At 65.0% G+C, this 16252-nt stretch carries 17 protein-coding genes; 6 read left to right on the top strand and 11 right to left on the bottom strand.

Translation table 11 applies throughout. The features are described from left to right. Position 1: 1 nt before the first annotated feature. From ccmI to CK222_RS09415, 6 genes are all read right to left on the bottom strand, one after another. Complete coding sequence (gene ccmI, locus CK222_RS09395; RefSeq protein ID WP_095800153.1) at positions 2-1138, bottom strand: c-type cytochrome biogenesis protein CcmI; 1137 nt, start codon at positions 1136-1138, stop codon at positions 2-4. Positions 1139-1254: 116 nt separating this feature from the next. Then, the gene (locus CK222_RS09400) at positions 1255-1692 is read right to left on the bottom strand and encodes a hypothetical protein (protein WP_095800154.1); all 438 of its coding nucleotides are present in this window, start codon (positions 1690-1692) and stop codon (positions 1255-1257) included. Continuing rightward, positions 1689-1856 carry a hypothetical protein gene (locus CK222_RS32230; protein ID WP_176477602.1) on the bottom strand — a complete coding sequence of 56 codons (168 nt, stop codon included), beginning with the start codon at positions 1854-1856 and terminating at the stop codon, positions 1689-1691. Before CK222_RS32230 ends, CK222_RS09400 begins: the two co-directional genes overlap by 4 nt. Next, positions 1856-3244 carry an ATP-binding protein gene (locus CK222_RS09405; RefSeq protein WP_095781555.1) on the bottom strand — a complete coding sequence of 463 codons (1389 nt, stop codon included), beginning with the start codon at positions 3242-3244 and terminating at the stop codon, positions 1856-1858. Before CK222_RS09405 ends, CK222_RS32230 begins: the two co-directional genes overlap by 1 nt. A 22-nt stretch (positions 3245-3266) precedes the next feature. Continuing rightward, positions 3267-3932, bottom strand: a complete 666-nt coding sequence (locus CK222_RS09410; protein ID WP_067320964.1) for a response regulator transcription factor — start codon at positions 3930-3932, stop codon at positions 3267-3269. Positions 3933-4013: 81 nt separating this feature from the next. Next, positions 4014-4313 (bottom strand): hypothetical protein, encoded by a 300-nt coding sequence (locus CK222_RS09415; protein ID WP_095800155.1) that lies wholly within the window; start codon positions 4311-4313, stop codon positions 4014-4016. A gap of 232 nt (positions 4314-4545) precedes the next feature. Between CK222_RS09415 and CK222_RS09420 the strand changes: the two genes are divergently transcribed. Then, complete coding sequence (locus tag CK222_RS09420; RefSeq protein WP_095800156.1) at positions 4546-4932, top strand: ester cyclase; 387 nt, start codon at positions 4546-4548, stop codon at positions 4930-4932. A gap of 115 nt (positions 4933-5047) precedes the next feature. Here the strand turns inward: CK222_RS09420 and CK222_RS09425 are convergent, their stop codons facing one another. Then, positions 5048-5455 (bottom strand): DUF3168 domain-containing protein, encoded by a 408-nt coding sequence (locus tag CK222_RS09425; RefSeq protein ID WP_095800157.1) that lies wholly within the window; start codon positions 5453-5455, stop codon positions 5048-5050. A 94-nt stretch (positions 5456-5549) separates the two neighbouring features. After that, on the bottom strand, positions 5550-5699 hold the full coding sequence (locus CK222_RS32235; protein ID WP_176477603.1) for a hypothetical protein: 150 nt from the start codon (positions 5697-5699) through the stop codon (positions 5550-5552). Here CK222_RS32235 and CK222_RS09430 point away from each other — a divergent pair. Beyond that, positions 5698-6540 carry an NAD(P)H-binding protein gene (locus tag CK222_RS09430; RefSeq protein ID WP_095800158.1) on the top strand — a complete coding sequence of 281 codons (843 nt, stop codon included), beginning with the start codon at positions 5698-5700 and terminating at the stop codon, positions 6538-6540. The two genes, CK222_RS32235 and CK222_RS09430, sit on opposite strands and share 2 nt — an antisense overlap. 2 nt (positions 6541-6542) lie before the next feature. Here CK222_RS09430 and CK222_RS09435 read toward each other — a convergent pair whose 3' ends face one another. Next, a complete protein-coding gene (locus CK222_RS09435) occupies positions 6543-8096 on the bottom strand; it encodes a trimethylamine methyltransferase family protein (protein WP_095800159.1) in 1554 nt (517 codons plus the stop codon). A 12-nt stretch (positions 8097-8108) separates the two neighbouring features. Then, positions 8109-10520: an FAD-dependent oxidoreductase gene (locus CK222_RS09440; RefSeq protein ID WP_095800160.1), complete on the bottom strand. Its 2412-nt coding sequence runs from the start codon at positions 10518-10520 to the stop codon at positions 8109-8111. Positions 10521-10633: 113 nt separating this feature from the next. On the opposite strand from CK222_RS09440, the gene CK222_RS09445 reads away from it, so the two are divergent. Next, positions 10634-11272, top strand: a complete 639-nt coding sequence (locus CK222_RS09445) for a TetR/AcrR family transcriptional regulator (protein ID WP_095800161.1) — start codon at positions 10634-10636, stop codon at positions 11270-11272. Between the two features lie 168 nt (positions 11273-11440). Beyond that, complete coding sequence (locus tag CK222_RS09450; RefSeq protein ID WP_095800162.1) at positions 11441-13597, top strand: penicillin-binding protein 1A; 2157 nt, start codon at positions 11441-11443, stop codon at positions 13595-13597. Positions 13598-13654: 57 nt separating this feature from the next. Here CK222_RS09450 and CK222_RS09455 read toward each other — a convergent pair whose 3' ends face one another. Further along, on the bottom strand, positions 13655-14848 hold the full coding sequence (locus tag CK222_RS09455; protein ID WP_095800332.1) for a DUF930 domain-containing protein: 1194 nt from the start codon (positions 14846-14848) through the stop codon (positions 13655-13657). Between the two features lie 270 nt (positions 14849-15118). On the opposite strand from CK222_RS09455, the gene CK222_RS09460 reads away from it, so the two are divergent. Together CK222_RS09460 and CK222_RS09465 are read left to right on the top strand one after the other, a co-directional pair. After that, positions 15119-15703, top strand: a complete 585-nt coding sequence (locus CK222_RS09460) for a DUF1214 domain-containing protein (protein WP_067320932.1) — start codon at positions 15119-15121, stop codon at positions 15701-15703. Continuing rightward, complete coding sequence (locus tag CK222_RS09465) at positions 15696-16244, top strand: DUF1254 domain-containing protein (protein WP_095800163.1); 549 nt, start codon at positions 15696-15698, stop codon at positions 16242-16244. Before CK222_RS09460 ends, CK222_RS09465 begins: the two co-directional genes overlap by 8 nt. Positions 16245-16252: the final 8 nt, after the last annotated feature.

The raw sequence follows: 16252 nt of genomic DNA on the forward strand, positions 1-16252 counted from the left end.
CCTACTCCGTCGCCGTCACGCCGAGGGAGGCGGCAAAGGCGGTGAATTTCTTGGCCTGCTCGCTGTCGGCGCCGAAGACGGCAACCGCGCGGCCGAGCGCGTCGCGCGCCCGGTCGGCCTTGCCGAGCACAACATAGGAACGAATGAGCCGCATCCATCCTTCCTCGTCGCGCGGATTTTGTTTCAGCCGGTCGTCGAGGCTGGCGACCATGGTCTCGATCATTGCCTGCCGGTCCTGCGGCGCCATCTGCCGCGCCGCCTCGACCTGCCCGGCATCCGGGCCGGTCGCCGGCTTGCCTGCCGCCGCCGGCGGCTCGGCCGTTTCGGCGAGCGCCTGCTGGACGGCGCCGCGCCAGGGCGAATCGGGCGCAAGCTGACCGAGCATCTTTTGCCAAGCGGCGGCGGCTTCCGCCTTCCTGCCTTCCTGGGCCAGGCCCATCGCCAGATAGAAATTGGCCTTGGCGTTGGCGGGATCGAGCTTCAAGGCCGCGTCGAAGGCGCCCTGAGCCTCGGCCGTGACGATCCCGCCGGCAGCGTTGGCGATCGCCTCGCCAAGGCCGGCCTGGCGCACGGCGCTGTCGCCGTCGAGGCGGATGGCGTTGCGATAGGCGGTCACCGCGTCGGCGTAGCGCTGCAGGCGCAGATAAACCGGCGCCAGCACGTCCCAGCCCTTGCCGTCCGAGGGATTGGCGGCGAGATGCGCCTCGGCGCGGGCAACCAGCTCGTCGACCGAGGACTCGGCAGGGTTCTTGGCCAGCCGTTCGGCCAGCGGCTGCGAGGGCAGATCCGGCGAGCCGAGTGAGCCGTAAAGTCCCCAGCTAACCAGCGGCACCGCCAGCACGGCGGCGGTGGCGACCAGCTTCGCGGCGCGCGCAGGGCGCGGCGCTCGCGCGCTTGCCTGGCTGTGCGAGCCGAGACGCAGAATGCGGCGGCCGATCTCGGCGCGCGCTTCCTCCGCCTCGCCCGGCTGGATGAGACCGCGCGCCATGTCGCGGTCGAGTTCCGAAAGCTGGTCGCGATAGACTTCGAGATCGTGATCGCCGGCGGTCGATGCGGCTTTCGTGCCGCCGGCCAGCGGCAAAAGCACCGCCAGGCTGGCGCCCAGCGTAAGGATTGCAGCTATGACCCAGAACAGCATGGCTATTCCAATAAAGGCAGAGCCCTGCCCTGCCAACACGGACGCCCTGCGACGCTTTGGCGGCAGACGCGCCGGCCGTCCTTGATCAATGTCAAATTGCGCCGATCGTTGCTAATTCAGGTCAGCGGCGTCCAGCTGCCGTCGGCATTGCGGCAGGCGGTGCCGCGCGCCGTGACGCCCGAACCGCTCGTGTAAACGGTGTGGGTGTATTGGCGGCAGTCCTGCGAGCCGACCCGGTAGGGCTGGGCGGCAACGACCTCGCCATAATGGGTCGAGCTGTCGCCCTTCCACGTCACCTTCTGGCCGCTGGCGTTGTATTCCAGCGCCTTGTACTCGGCCTCGAGGCCTTTGCGCTTTTCGGCATCGCTCAGACCCGAACCGATCGAGCCGCCGATGAGCCCGCCATTCATGGCCGCGACGATGCCGGTTCCCACCTTACCGGCGGCCCGCGGCGTGGCGACGGGCGTGACCGGAGAGGTCGGGCCGGTCCTGCCCAGCGTGGTGCAGCCCGACACGGCCATCAGGGCGGAAACGAGCGCAACGCGAATCTTCATGCCAGCAACCAGTTCTCTTGAGCGGGATGGGCTTCTTGGGCGAAAAGCACTTCTGGAGCGAGACGGATCGGGAACCGCGCCAGCGGGAAGGATAGCGAGCCCATAGTATTGATATTTGTCGGAAATTTGGCCGCGAGCGGCCGCACGGAAATCGATAAAAACATTATTGAAGGCTCCGCAATCTTACCACTGCCCTCAAGCCGCCCATGCTGGACCGTTCCAGCGCCAGGGCGCCTCCATACTCGTTGACGAGGTCGGCGACAATGGCCAATCCAAGCCCCGTTCCCGGCTTCGTCTCGTCGAGTCTCTTGCCGCGTTTCAACACTTCCCGCGCGCTGTCCTCGGGAATGCCGGGGCCGTCGTCCTCTATAACGATTTCAAAAAGGTTGGGGCTTCCGGCAACGGTGGCGACCGAGACGGCAACGGCGCTTTTCGCCCATTTCATGGCATTGTCGAGGAGATTGCCGAGCAATTCTTCAAGATCCTCGCGCTCGCCGGCAAAGACGATCCCGGCGGCCGGCGGCGACAGCGAAAGCTGTGTCTGCGGGTTGAGCTTGCGCAGCACGCGCACCATGCGCTCGACCAGCGGCGCCACCGGCGTGCGGAAGACGACGCTGTCGCGCTGGGCGGCGACGCGGGCGCGCTGCAGATAATGGTCGACCTGCTTTTGCATAGAGGCAGCCTGCTCGGCGATGAGCTCTCCCTTGGCGCCGCCGAGCGCGCGGCCCTCGTTGATCAGCACGGCAAGCGGCGTCTTCAGGGAATGGGCGAGATTGCCGACCTGGGTGCGCGAGCGCTCGACGATGCGCCTGTTGTTCTCGATCAGCGCATTGGTCTCGCTGGCCAGAGGCTCGATCTCGGCCGGGAAGCGCCCGTCAAGCCGCTGCGCCGTGCCCTCGCGCACCATCGCCAGAGCATTGCGCACGCGGCGCAAAGGCTGCAAGCCGAAAAGGATGGCGATGGCGTTGATGGCGATCATGCCGACGCCGAACAGCGACAGATAGGTGAGCAGCCGGCGCTGGAAGCTCGCGATCTCCTGCTCGAGCTCGCTGTGATTGCCCATGACGCGGAAGCGCGCGGCGCGGTTCTTGGCATCGAGCACGAACTCGCTCTCGAAAACCTCCAACTCCTCGCCCTTGATGCCCTCGGTCGAATAGCTGCGCTGGAAGTTCGCGTTGAACGGCACCTCGGCGACGCTCGGCGACAGGATCGAGGAGGTCATCGAGGAGGAATGGAGTTCGCCGTGAACGTCTTCGGAGGCCGGCTCGACCGACCAGTACCAGCCGGAATTCGGCTCCGAGAAGCGCAGATCGCCAAGGTCGGGCGAGCCGATGAGCGCGCCATTGTCGGAAATGCCGACGGAGCCGATCAGGTTGAACAGATGCGCCGAAAGCAGGCTGTCGAAGCCGCGCTCGCTGGCCTGGCGGTAGAGCGTGGTGATGAGGGTGAAGATGACGACGAGCGTCAGGATCGCCCAAATCGTGGAAAAGGCGATGACGCGGAAGGTCAGCGAGCGCGGCCAGAGCCGCAGCTTTGAAAGCCACGTTCTCATCGTCGGCTTCAGCGGTTCCGCGTCACGCCTCCGGCTCTCGCATGCGATAGCCCATGCCTCGCACGGTTTCGATCATGTCGATGCCCATCTTCTTGCGAAGCCGTCCGACGAACACCTCGATGGTGTTGGAGTCGCGGTCGAAGTCCTGGTCGTAGAGATGTTCGACCAATTCGGTGCGCGATACCACCTCGCCCATATGATGCATCAGATAGGCAAGCAGCCGAAACTCGTGGGAAGTGAGCTTCAGCGGCACGCCGTTGACGTCGGCCTTGGAGGCCTTGGTGTCGAGCCTCAGCGGCCCGCAGGTGAGCTCGGATGAGGCATGGCCGGCGGCGCGGCGGATCAGCGCCCTCACTCTGGCCAGCACCTCCTCGATGTGAAAAGGCTTGGTGACGTAGTCGTCGGCGCCCGCGTCGATACCGGCAACCTTGTCGCTCCAGCGGTCGCGCGCGGTCAGGATCAGCACAGGCATCTTGCGCCCGCCGCGGCGCCAGCGCTCAACGACGCTGATGCCGTCCATCTGCGGCAGGCCGATGTCGAGGACGACGGCGTCGTAAGGCTCGGTGTCGCCGAGGAAATGCCCCTCTTCGCCGTCATAGGCGCGGTCGACGACATAGCCGGCATCGACCAGCGCATCCGTAAGCTGCCGGTTGAGATCCTTGTCATCCTCGACGACGAGCACGCGCATGGTTCGGAGCCTGTTGAAGGGTGGAGGTATAGGCCGATTCCGCCGGCCAGGAAACTCAAGCCTGTTAAAGGGAATTGGGCGTCAGTCCAGCGGCACCACGATCTCAGTACGGCGCGGCCGCTGGCCCTCCTTGCCCGGGACCAGTACCACGATCACGCAGACCTGCTGTCCGCCGCGCGTCGCCTGCGAGGCCTTGGCGAGCGTGCCGCCGTTCTGCGCGGCGATCTGTTGGCCGATTGCATAGCAGTCGTTGGCAGCAAGCACGAGCGGCTGATCGACCGATGGCTCGACGAGCGGCATCGCCGTCGCCTGCGACGCAAAAATCCCGGCTGCGGCAAGCGCCAGCGTCGCGGCGCGAGTAAGGGAGCGGAACGTTTTCATGATCACGGTACTAACGCATTTGTGCTGAACATGAAATGAACGGTGAACGGCCGAAAATCCATGCCCGCCATACCCCCTGCCCGCGAGACGAACAAATGCGAGTCCAACTGCCTGGGCCCATCAGGACCAGCCATGGATTGATAGCCGGAAAATCACGGGCGCGGCTACGGTTTTCGCGGCTTGCATATGCTCTAATTTGCGCCGTGAAGCAGTTGAGGACGGGGAGAATGCCATGAGCCATGACGACCTTGCCAGTCTCTACAAGGACTACATTGCCTGCCTCAACGAACAGGATTGGGACAATCTCGGCCGGTTCATCGGCGACGAGGTGCAGTATAATGGCGAGACGGTGGGGCTTTCGGGCTATCGCCGCATGCTGGAAGGCGATTTCCAGGCCATTCCCGATCTGCGTTTCAACATCGAGCTTCTGGTATCAGAGCCACCACGCGTGGCGGCCCGCCTGCATTTCGACTGCAGGCCCAAGGGCATGCTGTTCGGCCTGCCGGTGAACGGCAGGCGAGTCACCTTCGCGGAGAACGTCTTTTATGAAATCCAGGACGGGCGAATACGCGAGGTCTGGTCCGTCATCGACAAGGCCGCCATCCAGGCCCAGCTCTAGAGACGTTCATCGCTTTAAGGAAACGCGGAATTGCTCTAACTCTTTGTTTTTTCGCACTTCCGGACGGAAAATAGGTGCGCACTTTCCTGGAATTGCACAAGGAAAAGCTGGTCTCTCAGACACTTTCTTGCGTCAGCGCGCGGAAGCGCAGCAGCCCGTGGTGCACCGCGAGGTCGTCGTCATAGCGCGCCTCGGCGAATTCCAGCGACAGCCGCGTCTGGCCACGCGGGCCGATCGAGAGGGCCGCGCCGTCGAGGCGCGCCTTGATGCTGTCCATGATGAGCCGCGTCTCGGCCTCTCCCTGCGCCTTCGACCAGATGTGGAGCGTGATGAGTTGGTCGTCGTTGTCGTCGGCGCCGGTGTCCAGGTCGAAGGCGCTAGTGCGGCCGTATGTGACGTGCGGAAATGCGGCTTTGGCGTCGGCGCGCTCGAGCAGGCCGGCGCCGCCCAGCAGCGCCGACAGCGACGCATCGGTCTTCAATCGCAGGAACAAGGCCTGCATCAAATCGCCAGGCGCCGTCATATGTGGTTCCTCTCGCCTGCCTTGTCCTCATCGCAGCGTAGCCGCCTTGCACCCGTTTCGCCAGATCGTCGGACGGCGGCTTGAGGCAATGCCATCAAGCCTTGCCGCTGATCACCGTTGCCTGATCCCTGATCACCACAGTTACGAACGGATGACGGCGCACAGGCGCCTCATCACCGATCTCGCGGCGATAGACAAGCAAAACCGGGCGGCTGCCGAGAGTTTCGGGGGCGAGCCGCACCATGCGCGGTTCCGGTTCGGCGGGCATGCAGGGCATCACGCGTGTCACGATGTGGGGCGACACGGTTTTTGAGGAAGGCGCCGCGCAGGGTCTGGTGGAGCAATGCGACTACGTCTACACAAGGCTGCTGCCCGGCTGGGGCGCCGGTCGCTTTCGCCGCAGGGCGCAAGCCTGGCTGACGAGCGGGGCAGACTGGCCAGGGAGGCCGGAGATGAAACTTCTGATCTTTGGCGCCTCGGGCGCGACCGGCCGCGCCCTCGTCTCGGCGGCGCTGGCGGAAGGCCATCTGGTCACCGCCTTCGTCCGCACCCCGCGCAAGCTCGCCATCAGCCACGACCGTCTGAGCGTGATCGTCGGAGACGTCGCCGACTGCAAGGCGGTGGAGGGCGCGATTGCCGGTCACGACGCGGTGTTGAGCTGCCTCGGTGTCGGCGTGCCACTGAAGCACGACGCGGCGGTGATTGCCGGTATCGGCTTCATCGTCGAGGCGATGCAACGGAGCGGGCCAACCCGGCTCATTTATCAGTCCTTCCTCGGCGTCCGCGACAGCCGGCGGCAATTGGGGCCGCTGCTCGGCGGCATCGTCGTGCCGCTCGTGCTGCGCCATGAAGCGGCGGATCACGAAGCGAAAGAAAGGCTCATCGCGCAGTCCGGCCTCGACTGGACGATCGTGCGACCACCAAAGCTCGGCAACGGTCCAGCCATCGGCCGGTTCCGCCACGGCCACGGCATCCGGGCCAGATCCTTGTTGCCGACGCTGGCGCGCGCCGACGTGGCGGCCTTCATGCTCGATCAAGTCAGCGACAAGACCTATTCGCGTACAGCGGTTGCCCTGCTGCCTTGACCTCACGACACCGGTGCCGCGCCGCCCTCTTCGGTGCGACGTGCGATGAAATCGTCGAGCACGCCGGCGGTGGCGGCAGCGGATGCGGGCGGCTGGAAATCGGAAAGAATCCGCTTCCAGATGCCGGTGGCGCGCTCCGTCGCGGTCTTACCGCCGGATTGCGTCCAGTTGCCGAAATTCGACCAGTCGGCCACCAGCGGTTCGTAAAAGGCGGTACGGTAGCGGGCCATGGTGTGGGCGGCCGAGAAGAAATGGCCGCCGGGCTGCACCTCGGCAATAGCGTCGAAACCAATGGCGTCGGCATCACCCGGTGTCGTGGCGCAAAGCTCGGCGACGGTCTGCAGCGCCTCGATGTCAGTGATCAGCTTTTCGAACGAGACGCTCAAGCCGCCTTCCAGCCAGCCTGCGGCATGGATGCTGACGGTGGCGCCGGCAAGCACCGAGCCCCATAGCGCGAACTGCGTCTCATGCGCCGCCTGCGCGTCGGAGACATTGGCGGCGCTGCCGCCGCCGGAGCGCCAAGGCAAGCCGGTGAAGCGCGCGAGCTGACCGGCGCCCAAGGTCGCCTTGATGTGCTCCGGCGTGCCGAAGGCCGGCGCGCCCGACTTCATGTCGACATTGGAGGAAAACGAGCCATAGACCACCGGAGCGCCGGGGCGCACGATCTGGGCGAGCGTCAGCCCCGCCAGCGCCTCCGCATGCTGCAGGGTCAGCGCGCCGGCGACCGTGATCGGCGCCATGGCGCCCGCCAGGCAGAAGGGCGTGATGATCGACACCTGGCCGAACCTGGCGAAGTCGATGATGCCTTGCGCCATCGGGATATCGAGCTGGCGCGGTGAATTGGTGTTGATGACGGTGTAGCAGTAGGCGCCATTACGGAATTCCTCCTGCGAGAGGCCGCGCGCCAGCCGGACCATCTCAAAACTGTCCTCGACCTGCGGCGTGCCGCGGGCGAAGACGAAGGGGAACTTGTCGGAGAGCGTCAGTTGCGCGCGGCCGGTGGCATAGTGGCGAAAGCGCGTGTCGACGTCCTGCGGCTCGATGCAAGGGCCGAGCATATGCAGCACGTCGAAATGCTGCAGCAGCTTCATGAATTCCTCGAAGGCGGCGAGCGTGCCCGGCCGCCTTCCGCGCTCGAGATCGGTGACGTTGGGCGCGCCGGAGCCGGCGAGGAATGTCATGGACCCAAGCTCGAGGATAAGGTCACGGGAGCGGGCGCCGCCATAGGTGGGGATCGAGCGCGGCGCGGACGCCAAGGCTGCCTCGACCATGTCGCGGCCGATCCGCACCATCTGGCTGTCCTCGTCGACCAGGGCGCCGGCCTTGGCAAGAATTGCGCGCGCCTCCGGCAGCAGCACCTTGATGCCGAGTTCTTCCAGCACGCGCAGCGCCGTGTCGTGGATTGCGGCGACCTGATCGTCGGAAAAGACCGGCTGCGGCAGGAAGGGGTTCTTCAGCGAACGATAGTTCGGGCGGCGACTGGACTCGCTACCGGCCTCGCCGGTGCGTCCGCGCCGGCGTTCGCGCCTCTGATCGCGTGCGGCCTCATCAATCATGCCCAATCCTCCCTATTGCCGCATTGCCTCGCCCTTGGGGTCGTAGGGCGAGGCCGCGATGACGCGCGCCGGCCGTTCGACGCCGACAATGTGGACGGAAAGTTGCGTCCCCTCCCCGGCGAAATCGTCATCGAGCAACGCCAGGGCGACGCTCTTGCCAACCGTGTAGCCGTAGCCGCCGGAAGTGACGAAGCCGACGCGCCGGCCCTTGTGCCAGACAGGCTCGAAACCGCTGGCGTCGGCGTCGACGGCATCGACTTCCAGGGTCACGATCCGCCGGGCGACGCCCGCCTTGTGCTCCTTGAGAGCTGCTTCGCGGCCGACAAAATCGCCCTTGTCGAAGGCGACGAACCGGTCAAGGCCGGTCTGGCCGGGCGTGTAGCCTTGGGTAAACTCGCGCGACCAGATGCCGAAACTCTTCTCCAGCCGCAGCGCGTTGAGCGCGTAGTAGCCGATCTCGGCGAGACCAAGATCTTCGCCGGCGGCGAGCAGCGTCTCGCGCAGCGTCCCGTGCAGGGTGGCCGGGCAATTGATTTCGAAGCCGAGCTCGCCGGCGATCGACAGCCGGGCGACCCGGGCGCGAACCATGCCGATGTCGAACTCGGCGCAGGCCATGAACGGCAGGGTTTTGGCGGAGACGTCCTGGTGCGTGGTGCGTTCGACGACCTTCCTTGCATTCGGCCCGGTCACCAGGAAGCCGGACATCGCGTCCGAGATGTCGTTAACCGAGACGCCGTCCGCCATGTGCGCCTCGAACCAGCGCATGTGGAATTCGCGCAGGTAATAGGAGCCCATGATCCAGTAGTCGCCGCCGCCCCAGTTGAGCACGGTAAGGTCGCCCTTCAGCCTGCCGTCATGGCCGAGCATCGGGGCAAGCTTCGCGCGCCGAGGCTTCGGCAGTTTGCAAGCAAGCAGCCGGTCGAGCCAGGCCTCGGCGCCGGGACCGGACACGGCGTAGCGCGAGAAGGCCGTGGTGTCGACGAGGCCGGCGGCGCGGCGCACCTGCAGCACCTCATCGCCGACGATGTCGAAGGCGTTGGAGCGCTTCAGCGTCGTCTCCTCGCGAAAACCCATCGGCGCGAAATAGGCCGGGATTTCCAGCCCCCATGAGGCCGTCCATTCGGCGCCGGCCGCGCTCATGCCGTCATAGGCGCCGGGCCGCTTCAGCGGCCGGCCCGCCGACAGCCGCTCGTTGGGGAAGGTCATGACGAAGCGCCGGGCGTAGAACTGGCGCGTGGTTTGCCTGAGATACTCGCGGTTGGCGGCGAAGGCGCCGTAGCGGGCGATGTCCATGCCGAAGATATCGGCCTGCGGCTCGCCGTAGATCATCCATTCGGCCAGCGACTTGCCGACGCCGCCACCCTGGCTGAAGCCGGCCATGACGCCGCAGGCGACCCAGTAGTTCTTCAAGCCACGCACCGGGCCAACCAGTGGATTGCCGTCGGGGGTGAAGGTGAAGGCGCCATTGACCCATTTGCGGATGCCCGCCTTGGCCAGGCAGGGGAAGCGCTGATAGGCCTTCGAAAGCTCCGGGCTGATGCGGTCGATGTCCTCGGGGATCAGCTCGATGCCGTAGTCCCAGGGCGCACCGTCCATGTTCCAATGTTTTGGGTTCTGCTCGTAGACACCGAGCAGCACGCCTTTGCGCTCCTGCCGAAGATAGGAGAAGCCGTCGAGATCGACGGCAAGGCCGAGCTCGTTGTCCAGGGCAGCGACCTCCGGAATGTCCTCGGTGACGAAATAATGGTGCTCCATCGGCGTCACCGGCAGGTCGACGCCTGCCATGAGGCCGACCTGCTTGGCCCACAGGCCGCCGGCGTTGACGACATGCTCGGCGACAATCGCGCCCTTCTCCGTAACCACATCCCAGCCGCCGTCGGCGCGCTGGCTGAGCTCGATCACGCGGTTGCGCAGGATCACATCGGCGCCGCGCTTCTTTGCGGCGCCCGCATAGGCGTGCGTCGTGCCGTAAGGGTCGAGATGGCCTTCGTTGGAATCGTAAAGGCCACCCAGCACATCGCTGACGTCGACGATCGGGCAGATCTCCTTGATCTCCTCGGGCGTCACCAGGCGGGCCGTCTCGATGCCGACCGACTGGAACACCGCCCAGGCCGATTTCAGCCATTCCCAGCGCTGCGGATCGCTTGCCATGTTGACGCCACCGGTCATGTGCAACCCGGCATCCTGGCCGGACTCGGCCTCGATCTCGCGGTAGAGCTTGATCGTGTAGTCCTGTAGCGCCGCGACATTGGGATCGGCGTTCAGCGCATGGAAGCCGGCCGCCGCGTGCCAGGTCGATCCGGCCGTCAACTCGGCGCGCTCGATAAGCGCCACGTCGCTCCAGCCGAAGCGCGTCAGGTGATAGAGCACCGAGGCGCCGACCACGCCTCCCCCGATGACGACTGCCCGGTAATGCGATTTCACGAGCCTCTCCCTCTCGTTGGAGAGCCTTACGATACACGTCCTGTACAGTAGTGTCTAGACACAAGTGTACAGATCGCTTGCGCGCCGCTTCCCGCCATGCCTATTGTGCGGCCATGATCATGACCGCCCCGCAGGCCGAACCGGTTCCCGGCAACATCAAGGTCACGCGCTCGGACTGGATCGATCTGGCGCTTGAGACGCTGGTTTCAGACGGTATCGAGAGCGTGCGCGTGCTCACCCTCGGCCAGAAGCTCGGCGTGTCGCGCTCGAGCTTCTACTGGTATTTCGAAAGCCGACAGGATCTGCTCGACCAGTTGCTCAAGCATTGGCACGACACCAACACCACTGCGATCGTCGAGCGCGCCCGGCGCCCCGCCGAAACCATCATCATGGGCGTGATGAACGTATTCGAATGCTGGGCCGACGAGCGCCTGTTCGACCCGAGGCTCGATTTCGCCGTACGCGAATGGGCGAGGCGCTCGGCCGACGTGCGGCAGATGATCGACCAGGCCGACGACGAGCGCCTCAGCGCCATCCGCGACATGTACCGCCGGCACGGCTACGACGACGAGGACGCCTTCATCCGAGCGCGTGTGCTCTACTACATGCAGATCGGCTATTACGTGCTCGACCTCAAGGAACCGGTCGAGGCCCGCGTCAGCCATCTCGCCGCCTATCTGCGCTCCTTCACCGGCCAGGAGCCGACCGAAGCGGATGTGGCGCATTTCATGCGCTTCATCGCGGCGCGCTGATGACTACCCGCCGTTCACGGCCGATTGACCTCCATTCAACAAAGCTTGTGCTGTGGCTTCGCTGCCCTTGTGAGCAGTGATAAAATGGTCGAATAGTTTGGCAGGGTGCCACCTGAAACTGCCCGCATGCTGTTTTCGGGCGAAAGCGCATTGGGGCGGAAGTCTGGAATGCCAACTCCTTCGAAACCACGCAAGAGAAGAGGCCGGATCGCCTCGGCGGCTCTTGCCGTCGATGCGTGGCTCGATTCCTCGCTCTACGAGATCAGCTTCAAAGCGCGCGAATTCTGGGAGGCCGCAACCATCTTTTCCCGCCGCTTCCGCCTGCATGGCTGGCGGCGCGCCATCATCGAGGTGCTGAGTGAAGGGTTCACCATGGGAGCCGGCGGCTTCGTGGTGCTGTTGGCGCTGGCCATGCCGGCGTTTGAGATCACCGCCGGCGATTGGCGCAACCAGGGCGATTTCGCCGTCACCTTCCTCGACCGCTACGGCAACGAGATCGGCCAGCGCGGCATCATCCAGCGCGATTCCGTGCCGGTCGACGAGATGCCGGATATCGTCATCAAGGCGGTGCTGGCGACCGAGGACCGCCGCTTCTTCGATCACTACGGCATCGACGTTCTCGGCCTGTCGCGCGCGATCTTCGAGAATGTGCGCGCCAATTCGGTGGTCCAGGGCGGCTCCAGCATCACCCAGCAGCTGGCCAAGAACCTGTTCCTGTCCAACGAGCGCACCTTGGAGCGCAAGATCAAGGAAGCTTTCCTGTCGCTCTGGCTGGAGGCCAATCTCTCCAAGAAGGAGATCCTCCAGCTCTATCTCGACCGCGCCTATATGGGCGGCGGCACGTTCGGCATCGAGGCGGCGGCAGATTTCTATTTCGGCAAGAGCGTCAAGGACCTGAACCTCGCCGAGGCGGCAATGCTGGCCGGCCTGTTCAAGGCGCCCACCAAATACGCCCCGCACATCAACCTGCCGGCCGCCCGTGCGCGCGCCAATGTGGTGCTCTCCAACCTTGTCGACGCCGGCTTCATGACCGAGGGCCAGGTGCTGCAGGCGCGGCTGCATCCGGCAGATGTCGTCGACCGCGGCGAGCAGAAGAGCCCCGACTATTTCCTCGACTGGGCCTTCGACGAGGTCAAGAAGATCGCCAAGCCCGGCCAACACTCGCTGGTCGCCCATACGACCTTCGACGCCAATATCCAGAAAGCGGCCGAAGAGTCGGTCGAATTCCATCTCCGCCAGTTCGGCAAGGAATACAACGTTACCGAGGGCGCGGTGGTGGTGATCGAGACCAACGGCGCGGTGCGCGCCATTGTCGGCGGCCGCGATTATGGCGCCAGCCAGTTCAACCGCGCCACCAAGGCGCTGCGGCAGACCGGGTCGTCGTTCAAGCCTTATGTCTATGCCACCGCGATGGAGCACGGCTTCACGCCGGACTCGGTGGTTTCCGGCGGCGCCGTCAGTTGGGGCAGTTGGTCGCCACACAATTACAATGGCGGCTCGGCCGGCAACGTCACGCTGCTCACGGCTATCGCCAAGTCGATCAACACCGTGCCGGTGCGGCTCGCCAAGGACTATCTCGGTATCGGGCCGATCAAGGCGATGGCCGAATCCATGGGTGTCGAATCGCCGCTGGAATCGCACAAGACCATGGTGCTCGGCACGTCCCTCATGACGGTGATGGACCAGGCGACAGGCTACAGCGTCTTCGCGCAGAACGGCTTCGTCGGTTCCCGGCACGGCATCACGCAGCTCGTTACCCGCACCGGCGACGTCGTCTATGACTGGGCCAAGGACGCGCCGCCGCCGCACCGTGTGCTGTCGGAAAAAGCTCTGAAATACATGAACACCATGCTGGCCGCGGTGCCGGCGATCGGCACGGCGCGGCGCGCGCAGCTTCCCAACATCGTCGTCGCGGGCAAGACCGGCACCACGCAGTCCTACCGAGACGCCTGGTTCGTCGGTTTCACCGGCAACTACACGGCCGCCGTCTGGCTCGGCAATGACGATTTCACGCCGACCAACAACATGACCGGCGGGTCGCTGCCGGCGATGGTCTGGCAGCGGCTGATGGCCTATGCACACCAGAACATCGATCTGAAGCCGATCCCTGGCCTCGATCATCCCTGGGTCGATCCGGAGGTCGCGGCCAAGGCCGAGGAAGAGGCGAAGAAGGAGGCCGCTGATGCCGCGGCGCAGGCAGAGGCCGAGCGCCCGCCAGTGCTTTCCAGCCGCACCACGCAGACGCTGAGGGCAATGACCAAAGCCTTCCAGGCGGCACCCGCTCTCAACGCACCTACCCTGCCGGAGACGCTGTCCGCGCTTTGAACCTTCGTTCGACGCATGCGCTTGCCCCGAAACCGGTCCCACTTTCGAGTGAAATACTTAGCGGAGACTAGGCAATCTCAGCCCGGCCCATTCGCCGGGTGGGATCTCAGCCCCGACACGGAAGTTGAACGACAAGACCCTTGTCGCATCGGCGTCGACCTCGCACCGGAAGCTCAGGCGGTACCATGTGGTTGCCGTGCTGAAGGCGGCCACCGGAGGGTTAAGGACATTGCCCACCTTCAGCGGAATGGATGGCAGCCATTTGGGAGAATAGGAGGCGCCCTGCAATTCCTCGTTCAAAACGCTGCCGCAAAGATTGGCAACCCGCTGGTCGCGAGGCACCTCGCTCATAGAGCTTGTGGCCAGCGCGTCGCCGGTAGCGCCCTGCGAATAGAGCTTTCGAACACCCGGAAGGCCGGAATAGATCGGCGACGCAGCAACGGCGGCGTTGGTGGAACCTGGCGTCCCGGCGCTCTTGCTTCGGGACTTCGAGACCTTCGCGGGCCTGAACTTCAGCGCATTTGCTTGCTTGGGCTTTTGCTTTTCGGTCACGGCCGGAAGATCGACCCTATCGCCGCTCTTGGCATCCATCGGCGTCGGCGCCGCGGCTGTTTGCTTTTCGGCGGTTGGCGCTCCTGCCTCTTGCTCGGCAGCCTGCCGTTTATCCGTGTCCTGGGCTGCCTTCTCCTCACTTTGCGTGGGCTCGGCGTCCGTCGCGGCGATTACCGGCTTCTCGTCAGCCGTGCTTTGATCCGCCGGCTGATCGGCATCTGCCGGCGCGGCAGATTGCTTCTGTGCAGGCTTCGCCACGGCGGGCGGCTTGGTATCGCTATCCTTGGCCGGCGACGGCGTGTTGTCCCGGTTGCCGGCTCCATCCAGGGATTTCCTGGGGCCGGTGTCCTTGTTGCCATACTGGAAAACGGGCTTTAGCACCGCGATCGGCGGTGGCTTCGGCGGCTGCTTTTCCGGCACTGGAGGCTTTTCGACTTTTTCCTGGGGCGGTTTTTCGGCTTTCGGTTCCGGGGGCTTCTCGGCCTTGAGTTCGTTCGGCTGCGGTGCGGGCGGAGGCTTCGGCTTAGGTTGCTCGGGCGGAGGCATAAGCGCGACATTGACCGGCTGTTCCTCATCCGGCTGTTGGGCGGGCTTGGGCAAGGTATAGACCAGAAACGCTGCGATCAGCGCATGCAGCATCAGCGATGCGGGCAAAGCCCACGCCAAATTCCGACGCCGCTCTCCGGTCTCGCCCTTCATTCGACCGATGTGGAACGAAATGGCGGCGGCTTCAAGCACAGGCATCGGATCGGCGCCTGACAAGTCAGTGATTGGATGGCCATGTGCAGCGCCGCCGAGAATCAGAAGGGGCGCGGTCCGGACTTGTCCGTGACAGGCCGTCGCTGACATGGGAACGCAATGCTGCTTGCAGGCCGGACGACCTGAATATCGCGACGCCCGGGGCAAGCCCGCTTGCCACGAGGCCCCACGCCGCGATATCCCGGGCAACCTCCTCAGTTCCGGCCTTCCATGCTCAAGACCGTCTCCCTCACGCTGCTTTCGCTTGCCATGGCCATCGGCCTTGGCGGCGGCAGCGTCTGGTACGCGCTCAACGCGCAGGACGGCGTCGGCGCGATCCGCATCGGCCAATGGACAGCTTTTCCTGAAATCGGCACGGAAGGCTCCGACCCCTACTCCAAGGCGCGCGTGGCGCGTGAGGGCGTGCTGGCGCTCGGCCGGGCGGAGGGGTTGTCCTTCGTCGCCGAGCGCGACGCAGCCGGCCAGCCGCTGAAGCGGGAATGCGCCTATTCGATCGAAGGCGGCTACCCGACGGCCCGGTTCTGGACGCTTTATGCCGCCGACCAGTCGCTCGGCGTCATCGACACCGGCAAGGCGAGACAGGCGGCGCTGCAATCCTACGAAGTGCTGCGCCGGCCCGACAATTCGGTCGTCATCTCCGTCGGCGACCGCCCTGCCCCGGGCAACTGGCTGCTGACGGCCGGCTTCGGCAAGATGTATTTCGTGCTGACCTTCTACGACACGCCGATCGCGAGCAGCACCGGGCTTTCCGACGTGACGCTGCCGCGCATTCTGAAGGCGGGCTGCCATGCGTAGCCTGCTGCACGCCCTGGTCCTCGGTCTGCTCGGCGCCGGCATCGTGCATATCGCGGTGCTGTTTTTGGTGCCGGAATTTTCCGAGCGCGATGCCTGGTCGCGGCTGGCAACGGCCTCCGACCTCTACAAGATGACGCGCCTGGACGCGGAGGCCGGCGGTGCGCCTGTGGTGAAGTCGGTCGACCCCATGTTCTACGCGGCCGCCTGCCGCTTCAATCTCGCCGACGGGCTGGTGCGGATCCGGGCGCCCGGCGACGTGCCGTTCTGGTCGGCCTCGGTCTATGACCGCAGCGGCCATAACATCTATTCCTTCAACGACCACAATGCGAACAGCGAGAAGCTCGATGCCGTGGTGCTGACACCGGCGCAGATGATCGACGTGCGGCGCGATCTTCCCGAGGACTTGCAGGGCGCGATCTTCGTCGAGGCGCCGATCGAGGAGGGAATATTTGTCGTCCGCGCCTTCGTGCCGGACGATAGCTGGAAGCCGATCGTGTCGCGCTTTCTCGAACAGAGTGCCTGCGGGCTGCAGGAATACTGAAGAGTCAG

Origin of the sequence: Mesorhizobium sp. WSM3866 (genome assembly GCF_002294795.1) — a bacterium.
Classification (GTDB): domain Bacteria; phylum Pseudomonadota; class Alphaproteobacteria; order Rhizobiales; family Rhizobiaceae; genus Mesorhizobium.